Here is a 13,729-nt window from a genome sequence, read left to right on the forward strand (position 1 = left end):
ATACGAGGGGCATGTTTGGAGAATCTTCTTGCGGAGAGGTCGGAACGGGAGATGAGAAAGCCGGTCGTCGGCGTGATCGGGAACGCCCATCGCGTCGAAAATCGATTTCAGGTCCAGATGGTCGGTGAGCGCAATCTGCGCGCCGTGGCCGAAGTTTCCGGTGGCTTGCCGGTGATGTTCGCGGGCGCGCCCGACATTACCGATATCGCCGCGCTGCTCGATACCGTGGACGGCATCGTGCTCACAGGGGCCCGAGCCAACGTGCACCCGACCCGCTTCAATGTCGATCCCTGCGAGAAGCACGAGCCCTACGACGTCCACCGCGACGAGGTCGCGCTGGCGCTTTCGGTCGCCTGCGTCGCGCGCGGCATTCCGCTGTTCGGCATCTGCCGCGGCTTGCAGGAGATGAACGTGGCCTTCGGAGGCTCGCTGCATCCCGAGATCCGCGAAATCCCCGGCCGCATGAACCACCGCATGCCCCGGCTCGAGAACGGGGAAATCCATCCCGACCCGACTGTCGTGTTCGCCGACCGCCACGACGTCGACCTCACGCCGGGCGGCGCCTTCGCCAAAATCCTCGGCTGCGAGAAGATCCGGGTCAATTCGCTGCACGGGCAGGGCATCCTTGATCCCGGCAAGCGCGTGCTGATCGAGGGCGTCGCCGAGGACGGCACCATCGAGGCGATCCGCATCGCTGAAGCGCCGAGCTTCGCGCTCGGCGTGCAATGGCACGCCGAATACGACCCGCAGCGCAATCCCATCAACCGAAAACTGTTCGAAGCTTTCGGCGAAGCGATGGTGGCGAAGCAGAAGGCGGCGGCGTAGGGACACAGGCGAGAGGTCGTACGGCACGCTTTCGCCTCCTCGCCATCTCGGATTCTGGATTGCGTCGCTGCTTAAACCAATCGGCAAGAATTGGTTCGCGATGTTTTTGCGATTCCGATTCGTTCTTTGCGAACGAAATGGAGTCAGATGCAGAACGAAAAATAGCAGCCACGCCTTCGCGGTTTCGCGACAGATTTCGCCCGAGCTGGGCCTCCTTTCGCGCCCCCTTCGGAATAGAAAGGAGTTGCCCCCCTTTGCGCACCTATCCGGGAATGACGTTGTCCGCGACATGAGTGCCGCCGTTCGACCCCGCCCATTGCATCGCACAATCGCAATTGCCGGCGACCTCCCTCCGCATTGAGGTTTGTGTGACGGCCACCATATCTTCGGCAAGGGAGCCCTTGCCGTGCAGATCATGAAGGCGGCCCTCGTTGCGGCGATCGGAATCGTCGCTTGTCTTGCCTGTCTCCGTCCCGGCTCAGCGGAGGATCACCGCCGTCTTGCACTCACGGTCACGATCGACGGCGCCATTGGCCCGGCGTCGGCGAGCTATGTGAAGGAGGCGCTGGTCAAGGCAAGCGAACGACGCGCCGAGATCGTGATCCTTCGCTTGAATACGCCCGGCGGCCTGAACTCCAGCATGCGCGAGATCATCGCGGATGTGCTCGCCTCGTCCGTTCCTGTCGCCGGCTATGTCGCGCCGCCTGGCGCCCATGCGGCAAGCGCCGGGACCTATATCCTCTATGCGACCCATATCGCAGCGATGGCGCCGGGCACCAATATCGGGGCCGCCACGCCGGTGCAGATTGGCGGGCCGCTTCCGGGCTTGCCGAGCGGTACGCCCGATAAGGACAGCAAGGACAAGAAGGACGAGCCGAAGGATGCGATGACGGCGAAGGTGACGAACGATGCCGTCGCCTTCATCCGCAGCCTTGCCGAGCTGCGCGGCCACAATGCCGATTGGGCGGAGAAGGCGGTCCGAGAAGCCGCCACGCTGTCCGCCAACGGCGCGTTGCAGGCGCATGCCATCGACATCGTCGCGCGCGATGAGGCCGATCTGCTCGGGCAAATCGACGGTCGAATGGTCGAACTCGGCGGCGGCACGACGCAGCGCCTGGCGACCCAGGATGCCGTCATCGAAGCCGTCGATCCCGGCACGATCTCCCGATTCCTGGCTGTCATCACCGATCCCAACGTCGCGTTCATCCTCCTGATGGTCGGCATTTACGGCCTCATCTTCGAGTTCATGTCGCCCGGCACCGTTGCTCCGGGCGTGATCGGGACAATCTGCCTGCTGCTCGGCCTCTACGCCCTCAACATGCTGCCGATCAATTATGCCGGGCTCGGCCTGATGCTGCTCGGCATCGCGCTCCTTGCCATCGAGGCTTTCAATCCGACCGTCGTGATCGGCCTTGGAGGCGTCGTCGCCTTTGTGCTCGGCGCCATCATGCTGGTCCGGGTCGAGTCGCCCAGCTACCGGTTGTCGTGGTCGGTCATCGCCATCGTCGCGGCGATTTTCGCGGGGTTCGTTCTGGTCGTGCTCGGTGCGGTCAGGCGCGCCCGCCGCGGTTCGCCACGCGTCGGCGCGCAGGCGATGCGAGGCTTGATCGCCGAGGTGCTCGACTGGAACGAGAACGAGGGGCACGTCTTTACGCATGGCGAACGCTGGCAAGCGCGCGGCGCCGACACCTTCAAACCCGGAGAGAGGGTCGAGGTCGCCAATATCGTCGACTTGACCCTGGTGGTTCGGCGGCCGAGCGGTGAGGGAGGTCAAGTCTGATGTTCGAATATTCGCTTTATGCAGTGCTTGCGCTGATCATCGTCCTGTTTCTCACCCAGGCCGTTCGCATCCTCAGGGAATACGAGCGCGGCGTGATCTTCACGCTCGGCCGCTTCACCGGGGTGAAGGGTCCGGGCCTCGTCATCCTCATTCCGGTCGCGCAGCAGCTGGTCAAGGTCGACCTCAGGGTGATGGTGCAGGTGGTGCCACCGCAGGATGTGATTTCGCGCGACAATGTCTCGGTCAAGGTCAATGCCGTTCTCTACTTCCGCATCGTCGATCCCGAGCGCGCCATCATCAAGGTCGGCGACTACATGGCCGCGACCAGTCAGCTCGCCCAGACCACGCTGCGCTCGGTCCTTGGCAAGCACGAGCTCGACGAGATGCTCGCCGAACGCGACAGGTTGAACGCCGACATCCAGGAGATCCTCGACAAGCAGACCGATGTCTGGGGCATCAAGGTCACCGGCATCGAGATCAAGGACGTCGATATCAACGAGACCATGGTGCGCGCGATCGCCAAGCAGGCCGAAGCGGAGCGGTTGCGGCGCGCCAAGGTGATCAACGCGATGGGCGAACAGCAGGCCGCCGAAAAGCTGGTCGAAGCGGGGCGGATTCTCGCGCAGGAGCCGCAGGCGATGCAGCTGCGATACTTCGCGGCCCTGCATGACATCGCCGGTGAGCGATCCTCGACCATCGTGTTTCCGCTGCCGACGGGCTTGCTCGATCATTTCACGTCGCGGCATGAGGCGAGGTGAGCGTGGATCGGCGTAGATAAGAGGGCAATGAATATCTCGAATAAACCAATTGTCAGGAATTGGTGCGTGCTGATTTTCGCGATTCCGATTCGTTCTTTGAGAACGAAATGGAGTCAGACGCAGAACGAAAGCTGATGGTATTCAAACGAAAAAAGGCGCCCCGAAGGGCGCCTTTTGCGTGTCGTGATCTCGAGCCGCTTAGCCCGAATAGTACATCTCGAATTCGACCGGGTGCGGGGTCATCTCGAAGCGGGCGACTTCGGTCATCTTCAGTTCGATGTAAGCGTCGATGAAGTCGTCGTCGAACACGCCGCCGTTCTTGAGGAAGCCGCGATCCTTGTCGAGGTTTTCCAGCGCCTCGCGGAGCGAGCCGCATACGGTCGGGATCGCCTTCAGCTCTTCCTTCGGCAGATCGTAGAGGTCCTTGTCCATTGCCGGGCCCGGATCGAGCTTGTTCTTTACGCCGTCGAGGCCGGCCATCAGCATCGCGGCGAAGCCGAGATAGGGATTGGCGAGCGGATCGGGGAAGCGCACCTCGACGCGCTTGGCCTTCGGCGAAGCGGTGTAGGGGATGCGGCAGGAGGCCGAGCGGTTGCGCGCGGAATAGGCGAGCAGCACCGGCGCCTCATAGCCCGGGACCAGACGCTTGTAGGAGTTGGTCGTCGGGTTGGTGAAGGCGTTGATCGCCTTGGCGTGCTTGATGATGCCGGCGATGTAGGACAGGCAGGTCTCCGACAGGTCGGAGTACTTGTTGCCCGCGAACACCGGCTTGCCGTCCTTCCAGATCGACTGGTGCACGTGCATGCCCGAGCCGTTGTCGCCATAGACCGGCTTCGGCATGAAGGTGGCGGTCTTGCCGTAGATGTGCGCGACCTGATGGATGCAGTATTTGTAGATCTGCAGATGGTCGGCCATCAGCGTCAGCGTGTCGAACTTCATGCCGAGCTCGTGCTGGGCCGATGCAACCTCGTGGTGATGCTTCTCGACCTTCACGCCCATCTTAGCCATGGCGCCCAGCATCTCCGAGCGCATGTCCTGCACGGAATCCTGTGGCGGCACCGGGAAGTAGCCCATCTTGGTGCGGATGCGGTGGCCGAGATTGCCGCCTTCATATTCGGTGTCGGAGTTGGTCGGGAACTCCGAGGAATCGAGCCGGAAACCGGTCTTGTAGGGATCGGACGAATAGCGCACGTCGTCGAACACGAAGAACTCGGCTTCGGGACCGACGAACACGGTGTCACCCACGCCCATCGACTTCACCATGGCCTCGGCCTTCTTGGCGATGCCTCGGGGGTCGCGGTTGTAGGGCTCGCCCGTGGTCGGCTCGAGCACGTCGCAGACGATGACCATGGTGGTCTCGGCGAAGAACGGGTCGATCGTGGCCGTGACCGGATCGGGCATCAGGCACATGTCGGACTCATTGATCGCCTTCCAGCCCGCGATCGAGGAACCGTCGAACATCACGCCCTCAGCGAACGTGTCCTCTTCGATCATGGTGACGTCGAAGGTCACGTGCTGCCACTTGCCGCGCGGATCGGTGAAGCGCAGGTCGACGTATTTGACGTCGTTGTCCTTGATCGATTTCAGGACGTCTTTGGCGGTCTTCATGCATACCCCTTTTGGCTCTGCGGGTCGGTTTCCAGATGAGCAAAATTATTCTCGCTTTCGGCGAGTTTTTGCGCGAGCGCACAAACGAAATCAGGCCGCCGAAGCAGCCTTATTTCTTGTCAGAGTGTCGCAAAATGCGAGATAGCACCCGGCTCAGATAGCGTCCAGCCCGGATTCGCCGGTTCGGATGCGGATCGCCTCTTCGATATTGGAGACGAAAATCTTGCCGTCGCCGATGCGCCCGGTTTGCGCGGCGCGGCGGATCGCATCGATCGCGCGCTCGACCAGGTCGTCGCCGATCACGATCTCGATTTTCACCTTGGGCAGGAAATCGACGATGTATTCTGCGCCGCGATACAGCTCGGCGTGGCCCTTCTGGCGGCCAAAACCCTTGGCCTCGGTTACGGTAATCCCCTGGAGACCAACTTCCTGAAGCGCTTCCTTCACCTCGTCGAGCTTGAATGGCTTGATGATGGCTTCGATTTTCTTCACTGCGCGCCTCCCGGCATTTCGATCAAATAGCAACGTCGTCGTCAGGATGCGCTTGTCTCACGCACGATTTGTCTTCGTCATGCCGGGACCTGACCAGCCCGGCAACAACGGCCGGCCACACCCAGAAGATGCCAGTGAGCACGACGAACCGAAGCGGCTTCCTCGAAAGCAGGGTCTATGCCAAGTTGCAAATGCCCTGGATATTGGAGCGTTATCAGCCTTTTAACGTGCATCTCTGATAGGTGGGGCCGGCCGGCTCAAAATACCGCAGGCTACGAAATAGGCAAACGGTTCAATATCTGTGCAATCAATTGTTCCGTTGGGTGTGTGGGCACAGGACGTGCCTGTTGAAAGGGCGTTTGGACCAGGGAAGTGGCATGGAAGTACTGACCAACGCTGAGATGCAGCGGGCTGACCAGCTCAGCATTGCGGCAGGCACGCCCGGCTTCAAGCTGATGCTGGGCGCGGGCCAGGCGGTTGCGGAGGCCGCCAATGCGCTGGTGGAGGAGGGGCCGATCTTGATCGTCGCCGGTCCCGGTAACAATGGCGGCGACGGTTTTGTCGCAGCCGCCGAGCTCGCTGCGCAAGGGCGCGAGGTCTCGGTCATCCTGATGTGCGAGCGCGACCAGCTCCAGGGCGATGCGGCCTCGGCTGCGCGCGGCTGGAAGCATCCGGTGCTGCCGTTCAATCCGCAGGCGATCGGAAAGCCGGCGCTGATCATCGATGCATTGTTCGGCGCCGGCCTCAGCCGCCCTGTTGACGGCGAGGCGCGCGCGATGATCGAGGCCATCAACGTTAATGGCGCGCCCGTGCTTGCAGTCGATCTGCCGAGCGGCATCAACGGCACCAGCGCTGCGGTGATGGGCGTCGCGGTGAACGCGACCGAGACCGTCACCTTCTTTCGCAAGAAGCCCGCGCATCTCCTGTTGCCCGGCCGCATGCATTGCGGTCGCGTCCGCGTTGCCGATATCGGGATCGACGCGCAGGTGCTCGACGAGATCACGCCGAAGATTTTTGAGAACGATCCGGATTTCTGGGGCGCCGCTTTCCCGGTGCCGCGTATTGATGGCCACAAATATGCGCGCGGCCACGTGCTTGCGGTATCGGGCGATGCCGCTGCGACCGGCGCGGCACGGCTTGCTGCCCGAGCGAGCTTGCGCGCCGGCGCGGGCCTGGTGACGCTCGTGACCCCGCGCGATGCGCTTGCGATCAACGCAAGTGCGCTGACAGCCGTGATGGTTCGCCCCGTGGACACCGCGATCGAGTTCGGCGAGCTGCTTGGAGACATCAGGTACAACACCTGCATGATCGGGCCCGGCGCGGGCGTTGGCGAGCGCACCTGCGACATGGTCCACATCGCGCTCACCGCGCAGCGGCATCTGGTGCTCGACGCTGACGCGCTGACGAGCTTTGCCGCAAAGCCGGAGCGGCTATTTGAATCGATCAAGTCGTCGCCGGACACAGCCGTGGTGCTGACCCCACACGAGGGCGAGTTTCCGCGGCTGTTCTCCGATCTCAGCAACAAGACTCCTGGCCGCTCGAAGCTCGAGCGCGTGCGTGCTGCCGCTGAACGCTCCGCCGCCGTCGTTCTGCTGAAGGGCCCCGACACCACCATCGCCGCGCCCGACGGCCGCGCCACCATCGCCGCCAACGCGCCGCCCTGGCTCGCCACCGCCGGCGCCGGCGACGTGCTCTCGGGCATCATCGCAGGGCTCCTGGCGCAGGGCGTACCGGCCTTCGAGGCCGCCAGCATCGGGGTGTGGATGCACGGTGAAGCGGCCAGCGAAGCAGGGCCGGGACTGATCGCGGAAGATCTCACCGAGACCCTGCCGGCCGTGCACCGGCGGATCTATAACGCGCTCGGGATCGAGTATTGATGCTGAGACCGCTTGCGCTCACCAATATGGGCGCCGCGGCGCAAGTCCATCGGATCGCGTTCGATCACGCAATGCCATGGCTCGTCGGGCTGCGCCCGCCGGATCAAGACCGCTGGTTCTATCGCGAGCTGGTTTTCCCGGCCTGCCGCGTGTGGGGACATTTCGACGGCGATCAGCTCTGCGGGATCATCGCCTTTCGCGACGGCTGGATCGAGCAGCTCTACGTCCACCCCGCCGCACACGGCCGCGGCATCGGCACCGAACTCCTCAACGTCGCCAAAGCCGCCAGCGAACAGCTTGAGCTTTGGACCTTCCAGCGCAACGCACCGGCGCGGCGCTTCTATGAGGCGCGCGGGTTCACGCTGGTTGAGCAGACCGATGGAATGCGGAACGAGGAGAAAGAGCCAGACGCGCGGTACGTTTGGTCGCGGTCGGGCCGATAGCTCACTCCACCCCGTACCAGCGCACCAGCCGCGGTGCGGACCAATCGGTCACGACGGATTCGATCAGCCAGCGCCCCGGCGAGGTTGCGGCAAAGGCAATGCGCTCGGTCTGGCCGGGCTCGATGGCGAGCGTGTCGAGCCAGTAGGGCTTCCAGCCGTCGTCGAGCTTGTCGAGCAGGCGGAAATGGTGGCCGTGCAGAGAGAAGACGGTGGCAACGGGGGCCGGGTTCTTCAAGGCGAGCATGACGGTGCGGCCGGCTTTGGTGCGGAAGGCGGGGTCAGAGGCGGTGGAAAAGTTGGCAGTCCGCGCCCATCCGGTGTCGGGTGCGCCGAGCACGACATCCAGCCGCAGGGCTCCTTTGAGGTCGAGCCTTTCGGGCAAATCGTTCGAGGGCAGCGGCCGCGGCGGCAGGAGAGGCGCGCGCCGCTCCAGCCAGCCGGTGACCATGAGGGCCCCAATCCGGCGCGCCTCCTTGCCATCGTGTAAAAGGAATTGGGCCGATCTGGCCGTATCCACAAAAGCATCGGCCCTTGCGCCGGGAGCTAGCACGAGGGCGCCGTTGCGTGCCGGGAATGGTTCGGCCGGCTGGCCGTCCAGGGCCATGACCCGGACTTCGTGACCCTCCAATTTGATCGCCAGAACAGAGCGTTGCGAGCCATTGATAAATCGCAGCCGCAGTCGCTCGTTGCCGGAGGCTGAGAGTTCGAATGAAGTCTGCCCGTTGATCGTATAGAGCGCCGTGGTGTCCTTCGGATCCTGGCCCGGCGGGACGGCGCTGCCGTCCTGCCTCAGGCGCCATTCCTCGATCAGCAGGACCTCGTCGCGATCAACGGCGACGAGCCCTGTCTCCTCAGCGATGATCGGAAGCGGCCGCGCGGGCTGCTTCAGTCTGTCTTCGAACAGCCGGAAGTCAGTCAGCAGGGTTCCCGCTGATAATACTGAAATCGTTGATGTTTCCGTGGTCCCCGGAGCTGTGGGCGCGCGCCCCCGTTGGGGGTCGGCCACGGCTGCGCCGTTCAGGCCGTACCAGGCCGGCGCAAGCGGCACAGGCAGGTCGTTACGAAACACCACTTCGCAGAGGTCGCCGCGCCTGAGATGGACGCCCCTGGTGTGGCTTGCGGCAGCAAGCTCCCAGATCGCTGTAGTCGGCTGACCCGGTCTCAGATCCAGAGTTGCGGGTCTGGCCTGGAGAAGGACCTGGGCGGTGGGGAGCGGGGCTGCGCCACCGGCCAGGAACCCGGCCGCCGGGGCTCCGAGCGAGGCTGCCAGCCCCGCCAGAACCTGACGCCGATCAGGGGCAAGAATCCGCGGTTTCATGGCTGGATCCGGATCACGCCGCGCTGGATAAGTCCAGCCATCGTACCTACTTGAGGGCTGCCTCCATCAGGCCATTTTTTTGCTGCGAACAGTCGGGCACATGCTATAAGCCCGGCCGCCCGCGGCATCGCGGCCGGTGTTGATGCAAATTCACGCGGGCGTGGCGGAACTGGTAGACGCGCTGGATTTAGGTTCCAGTGACGAAAGTTGTGGGGGTTCGAGTCCCTCCGCCCGCACCAAGCGCTTATCGCGTTTGCACGGATTACTGAGGGGCCTTGGCTCCCGTTCGGAAGTTTTTCCGTCTGGGGCCGGGCTCGATGAACCACCGGCGTTGAGGCGTTTGCCTCGCGCTGGATCGATTAATGACAGCGTCCCGACGCGGTTAGCGTGCCGGGGCCGAACGAGAAGAAGATTGGACGCCATGCAGGTCACAGAAACCCTCTCGGAAGGTTTGAAGCACGAGTTCAAGATCAGCGTTCCCGCGTCTGATCTCGACGCCAAGGCTGGCGCCAAGCTCGTCGACCTCAAGGACAAGGTACGCCTCAACGGCTTCCGTCCCGGCAAGGTGCCGGTCACTCACCTCAAGAAGGTCTATGGCCGCTCGGTGATGGCCGAAACCATCGACCAGACCATCCGCGACACCAACACCCAGCTGTTCTCCGAGCGCGGCTTCAAGCTCGCGACCGAGCCGAAGATCACGATGCCGACCGAGAAGGCCGAGGTCGAGGAACTGCTGAACGGCAAGACCGATCTGACCTACACGGTTGCGATCGAAGTGGTGCCCGCCATCGCGCTCGCCGACTTCAAGAGCTTCCAGGTCGAGAAGCCCGTCGCCGACGTGTCCGATTCGGACGTCGACGAGGCGATCAAGCGCATCGCTGACAGCAACCGCACCTATGCCGCCAAGGCCGAGGGCGAGAAGGCCGCGTCCGGCGACCGCGTCACCATCAACTTCAAGGGCACCATCAACGGCGAAGCCTTCGAGGGCGGCACCGGTGAGGGCATCCAGGTCGTGATCGGCTCCAACAGCTTCATTCCGGGCTTCGAGGAGCAGCTGATCGGCATTGGGGCGAATGAGACGCGCACGCTGAAGGTCTCGTTCCCCAAGAATTACATGAGCGAGATGCTCGCCGGCCAGCCGGCCGAGTTCGAGACCACCGCGACGCTGATCGAAGCGCCGCAGGACATCACCATCGACGACGAGTTCGCCAAGACGCTCGGCCTGGAATCGCTGGACAAGCTGAAGGAAGCCGCGCGCGAGCGCCTGGCTGCCGAGTTCGCCGGTGCGACGCGCCAGCGCGTCAAGCGTGCGCTGCTCGATCGTCTCGATGAGGCGCATCGCTTCGAGGCGCCGTCCTCGCTCGTCGAGGAGGAGTTCAACCTGATGTGGAACTCGGTCAAGGCCGAGATGGATTCCGCCGGCAAGACTTTCGCCGACGAGAACACCACTGAAGAGGCCGCCAAGGAAGAGTACCGCAAGATCGCCGACCGCCGTGTCCGTCTCGGCCTCGTGCTCTCGGAGATCGGCGAGAAGAACAAGATTACCGTCACCGACGACGAAGTCGGCCGCGCGGTGATCGAGCGGGCGCGCCAGATGCCGGGCCGCGAGAAGGAAGTCTGGGACTTCTATCGCAACAATGCCCAGGCCTTGGCCCAGCTTCGCGCACCGATCTATGAGGACAAGGTCGTCGACTTCATCCTCGAGCTTGCCAACGTGACCGAGAAGAAGGTCTCGCGCGAGGACCTGTACAAGGACGACGAGGAAAAGACTGCAGCCTGAAGGCTTTGACACAGTCTTCTATTAAGGATGATCAGCGAACGGGCCCAGCTAGCCAGATGGCCGGCTGGGCCTTTTTGCGAGAATCAGCTTCAAGTGCCGCAAAGGGCTCGGTGGATTAAGCCTTAATTCGCTCCGCACTTGTCTGGCGCGAATTGCGCTATATCTGTCGGTACCTACGCGTTCTACCTCTACCAACTTCCTGCATCACGGGACGTCCATCGGCCTTCAGGCACATCCAGTCCGACCGGCAGCCAGGACTGCAGCCAGGACTGGCGATGTCCGTCTCTAAAACCCTAGGTGACTCATGCGCGATCCGGTTGAAACCTACATGAACCTCGTGCCCATGGTGGTCGAGCAGACCAACCGTGGCGAGCGCGCCTACGACATTTTCTCGCGCCTGTTGAAAGAGCGCATCATCTTCGTGACCGGACCGGTCGAGGACGGCATGTCGACGTTGATCGTCGCGCAGCTGTTGTTCCTTGAGGCGGAAAATCCGAAGAAGGAAATCTCGATGTACATCAACTCGCCGGGCGGCGTGGTGACATCGGGCCTTGCAATCTACGACACCATGCAATTCATCCGTCCGCCGGTCTCGACGCTGTGCACCGGCCAGGCGGCTTCGATGGGTTCCCTGCTGCTCGCCGCCGGCGAGAAGGACATGCGCTTCTCGCTGCCGAACGCGCGCATCATGGTTCACCAGCCCTCCGGCGGCTTCCAGGGCCAGGCTACCGACATCATGCTGCACGCGCAGGAAATCCTGAACCTGAAGAAGCGGCTCAACGAGATCTACGTGAAGCACACGGGCCAGACCTACAAGTCGATCGAGGATGCGCTGGAACGCGACAAGTTCCTGACCGCGAACGACGCCAAGGAGTTCGGTCTGGTCGACAAGGTCATCGACAAGCGCGCCGAAGAGGCCGCGCCTGTGAAGACCCCGTAGCAGGACCGGGACTGCGACGGCGATCGCCGCAATCAGTGGGGATCGTCAGCGCCGCGTTTATGTCGGGAACGCGTTCGCGAGGGCGCAAAAAGCCGTTTTGCGCCCTGCGACAAGCGGAAAGTTCCGCTTTCGTGCTCGTTTTTTCGTGGTAATCCAGCAACGTCGGGGTGATTTCGGTCACTTCGCCCGTGCCAAGACCTGAAATCACGGTATTGTAACGGGTAGCCGGCGCCCCCCGATTAGCGAATTCTTGATAGTCGGGTGACAGCATGGTTGGCTACGATTGATCGGCTATGATCGCGGAGAATCGAGTGACCCTGATTCGCACGAGATGTAACGCGTAGGGTCTTTTTTGGTACGGAATTTGCTCTATTTGAATCCCTTACCCGCCAACGTTTCGGGATGGGACGATCGAGCGGACGGGATCGAACCGCGGACGGAGACATGAATGAGTAAGGTCGGCACGAGCGACTCCAAGAACACGCTATATTGCTCGTTCTGCGGCAAGAGCCAGCACGAAGTCCGCAAACTGATCGCGGGTCCCACGGTCTTCATCTGCGACGAGTGCGTCGAGCTCTGCATGGACATCATCCGCGAAGAGAACAAGTCTTCGCTGGTCAAGTCGCGCGACGGCATTCCGACGCCGAAGGAAATCTGCAAGGTGCTGGATGACTACGTCATCGGGCAGAGCCATGCGAAGAAGGTCCTGTCGGTCGCGGTGCACAACCACTACAAGCGCCTCAATCACCAGACCAAGCACAACGACGTCGAGCTCGCGAAGTCGAACATCCTGCTGATCGGTCCGACCGGCTCGGGCAAGACGCTGCTCGCCCAGACGCTCGCCCGCATCCTGGACGTGCCGTTCACCATGGCGGATGCGACCACGCTGACCGAGGCCGGCTATGTCGGTGAGGACGTCGAGAACATCATCCTGAAGCTGCTCCAGGCTGCCGACTACAATGTCGAGCGCGCTCAGCGCGGCATCGTCTACATCGACGAAATCGACAAGATCAGTCGCAAGTCCGACAATCCCTCGATCACGCGCGACGTGTCGGGTGAGGGCGTGCAGCAGGCGCTGCTGAAGATCATGGAAGGCACGGTGGCCTCGGTCCCGCCGCAGGGCGGCCGCAAGCATCCCCAGCAGGAATTCCTGCAGGTGGATACCACCAACATCCTGTTCATCTGCGGCGGTGCATTCGCCGGCCTCGAGAAGATCATCTCGGCGCGTGGCCGGTCCACCTCGATCGGTTTCGCCGCCCAGGTGATGGCGCCGGAAGACCGCCGGACCGGCGAGATCTTCCGTCACGTCGAGCCTGAGGATCTCTTGAAGTACGGCCTCATCCCCGAATTCGTCGGTCGTCTGCCCGTCGTGGCGACGCTCGAGGATCTGGACGAGACCTCGCTGAAGAAGATCCTCACCGAGCCGAAGAACGCGCTGGTGAAACAGTACCAGCGGCTGTTCGAGATGGAGAACATCGAGCTGACCTTCGCCGACGAGGCGCTTGGCGCGGTCGCCCGCAAGGCGATCGAGCGCAAGACCGGCGCGCGTGGTCTGCGTTCGATCCTCGAAGCGATCCTGCTCGAGACCATGTTCGACCTGCCGGGCCTGGAAGGTGTGGAAGAAGTCGTGATTTCCCGCGAAGTTGTGGAAGGCACGGCGCGTCCGCTCTACATCTACGCCGATCGGACCGATCGCGCGGTTGAGAACGCCAGCGCCTGATTTCCCGGCGCTGGAACGCTTCCTGCCGTGTTTGATAGTAGCGGCTGCGGACATCTTCTCCGCAGCCGGAATTGCGTCGCTTGCAGGTTGCGTAAGCGCCTGATGGCGCGTGTTTTTCAATGACTTGACACCCCCCCGGTCGATAGCCACCTAATGTCCGCGGCGAGCGAGAATTCTGTTCAAGATTC

11 protein-coding genes and 1 tRNA gene are annotated in these 13,729 nt (G+C 62.7%); 9 read left to right on the forward strand and 3 right to left on the reverse strand.

The window, feature by feature from the left end; translation table 11 throughout:
* The first annotated feature begins 51 nt into the window (after positions 1–51).
* From XH80_RS22940 to XH80_RS22950, 3 genes are all read left to right on the forward strand, one after another.
* Entirely contained in the window at positions 52–825 is a 774-nt protein-coding gene (locus XH80_RS22940) for a gamma-glutamyl-gamma-aminobutyrate hydrolase family protein (RefSeq protein WP_057756266.1), read from the forward strand.
* 406 nt (positions 826–1,231) lie between these two features.
* Positions 1,232–2,605, forward strand: a complete 1,374-nt coding sequence (locus tag XH80_RS22945; RefSeq protein WP_271600512.1) for an NfeD family protein — start codon at positions 1,232–1,234, stop codon at positions 2,603–2,605.
* The gene (locus XH80_RS22950; RefSeq protein WP_442868663.1) at positions 2,605–3,363 is read left to right on the forward strand and encodes a slipin family protein; all 759 of its coding nucleotides are present in this window, start codon (positions 2,605–2,607) and stop codon (positions 3,361–3,363) included. Before XH80_RS22945 ends, XH80_RS22950 begins: the two co-directional genes overlap by 1 nt.
* A 198-nt stretch (positions 3,364–3,561) precedes the next feature.
* On the opposite strand, the gene glnA is transcribed toward XH80_RS22950, so the two are convergent.
* Positions 3,562–4,971: a type I glutamate--ammonia ligase gene (glnA, locus tag XH80_RS22955; RefSeq protein ID WP_057756260.1), complete on the reverse strand. Its 1,410-nt coding sequence runs from the start codon at positions 4,969–4,971 to the stop codon at positions 3,562–3,564.
* Between the two features lie 153 nt (positions 4,972–5,124).
* Complete coding sequence (locus tag XH80_RS22960) at positions 5,125–5,463, reverse strand: P-II family nitrogen regulator (protein WP_007603495.1); 339 nt, start codon at positions 5,461–5,463, stop codon at positions 5,125–5,127.
* Positions 5,464–5,840: 377 nt separating this feature from the next.
* On the opposite strand from XH80_RS22960, the gene XH80_RS22965 reads away from it, so the two are divergent.
* A complete protein-coding gene (locus XH80_RS22965; RefSeq protein WP_271600513.1) occupies positions 5,841–7,340 on the forward strand; it encodes an NAD(P)H-hydrate dehydratase in 1,500 nt (499 codons plus the stop codon).
* The gene (locus XH80_RS22970) at positions 7,340–7,783 is read left to right on the forward strand and encodes a GNAT family N-acetyltransferase (protein WP_271600514.1); all 444 of its coding nucleotides are present in this window, start codon (positions 7,340–7,342) and stop codon (positions 7,781–7,783) included. The genes XH80_RS22965 and XH80_RS22970 overlap by 1 nt, the downstream gene beginning before the upstream one ends.
* 1 nt (position 7,784) lies before the next feature.
* Here the strand turns inward: XH80_RS22970 and XH80_RS22975 are convergent, their stop codons facing one another.
* Positions 7,785–9,101 (reverse strand): multicopper oxidase family protein, encoded by a 1,317-nt coding sequence (locus tag XH80_RS22975; protein WP_271600515.1) that lies wholly within the window; start codon positions 9,099–9,101, stop codon positions 7,785–7,787.
* 154 nt (positions 9,102–9,255) lie between these two features.
* On the opposite strand from XH80_RS22975, the gene XH80_RS22980 reads away from it, so the two are divergent.
* From XH80_RS22980 to clpX, 4 genes are all read left to right on the forward strand, one after another.
* Positions 9,256–9,340, forward strand: a tRNA-Leu gene (locus XH80_RS22980).
* 182 nt (positions 9,341–9,522) lie between these two features.
* Positions 9,523–10,881, forward strand: a complete 1,359-nt coding sequence (gene tig / locus XH80_RS22985) for a trigger factor (RefSeq protein WP_271600516.1) — start codon at positions 9,523–9,525, stop codon at positions 10,879–10,881.
* Between the two features lie 304 nt (positions 10,882–11,185).
* The gene (locus XH80_RS22990; protein ID WP_271600517.1) at positions 11,186–11,821 is read left to right on the forward strand and encodes an ATP-dependent Clp protease proteolytic subunit; all 636 of its coding nucleotides are present in this window, start codon (positions 11,186–11,188) and stop codon (positions 11,819–11,821) included.
* Positions 11,822–12,269: 448 nt separating this feature from the next.
* On the forward strand, positions 12,270–13,541 hold the full coding sequence (clpX, locus tag XH80_RS22995) for an ATP-dependent Clp protease ATP-binding subunit ClpX (protein WP_018642420.1): 1,272 nt from the start codon (positions 12,270–12,272) through the stop codon (positions 13,539–13,541).
* Positions 13,542–13,729 lie beyond the last annotated feature (188 nt).

Source organism: Bradyrhizobium sp. CCBAU 45384 (assembly GCF_028128665.1).
Lineage (GTDB): Bacteria > Pseudomonadota > Alphaproteobacteria > Rhizobiales > Xanthobacteraceae > Bradyrhizobium > Bradyrhizobium manausense.

What these genes read in the sequence shown, in the direction of transcription:
- XH80_RS22940 (WP_057756266.1), top strand. Translation starts at nt 52, where the DNA reads ATGAGAAAGCCGGTCGTCGGCGTGATCGGGAACGCCCATCGCGTCGAA.
- XH80_RS22950 (WP_442868663.1), top strand. Translation starts at nt 2,605, where the DNA reads ATGTTCGAATATTCGCTTTATGCAGTGCTTGCGCTGATCATCGTCCTG.
- glnA (WP_057756260.1), bottom strand. Translation starts at nt 4,971, where the DNA reads ATGAAGACCGCCAAAGACGTCCTGAAATCGATCAAGGACAACGACGTC.
- XH80_RS22965 (WP_271600513.1), top strand. Translation starts at nt 5,841, where the DNA reads ATGGAAGTACTGACCAACGCTGAGATGCAGCGGGCTGACCAGCTCAGC.
- XH80_RS22970 (WP_271600514.1), top strand. Translation starts at nt 7,340, where the DNA reads ATGCTGAGACCGCTTGCGCTCACCAATATGGGCGCCGCGGCGCAAGTC.
- XH80_RS22975 (WP_271600515.1), bottom strand. Translation starts at nt 9,101, where the DNA reads ATGAAACCGCGGATTCTTGCCCCTGATCGGCGTCAGGTTCTGGCGGGG.
- tig (WP_271600516.1), top strand. Translation starts at nt 9,523, where the DNA reads ATGCAGGTCACAGAAACCCTCTCGGAAGGTTTGAAGCACGAGTTCAAG.
- XH80_RS22990 (WP_271600517.1), top strand. Translation starts at nt 11,186, where the DNA reads ATGCGCGATCCGGTTGAAACCTACATGAACCTCGTGCCCATGGTGGTC.
- clpX (WP_018642420.1), top strand. Translation starts at nt 12,270, where the DNA reads ATGAGTAAGGTCGGCACGAGCGACTCCAAGAACACGCTATATTGCTCG.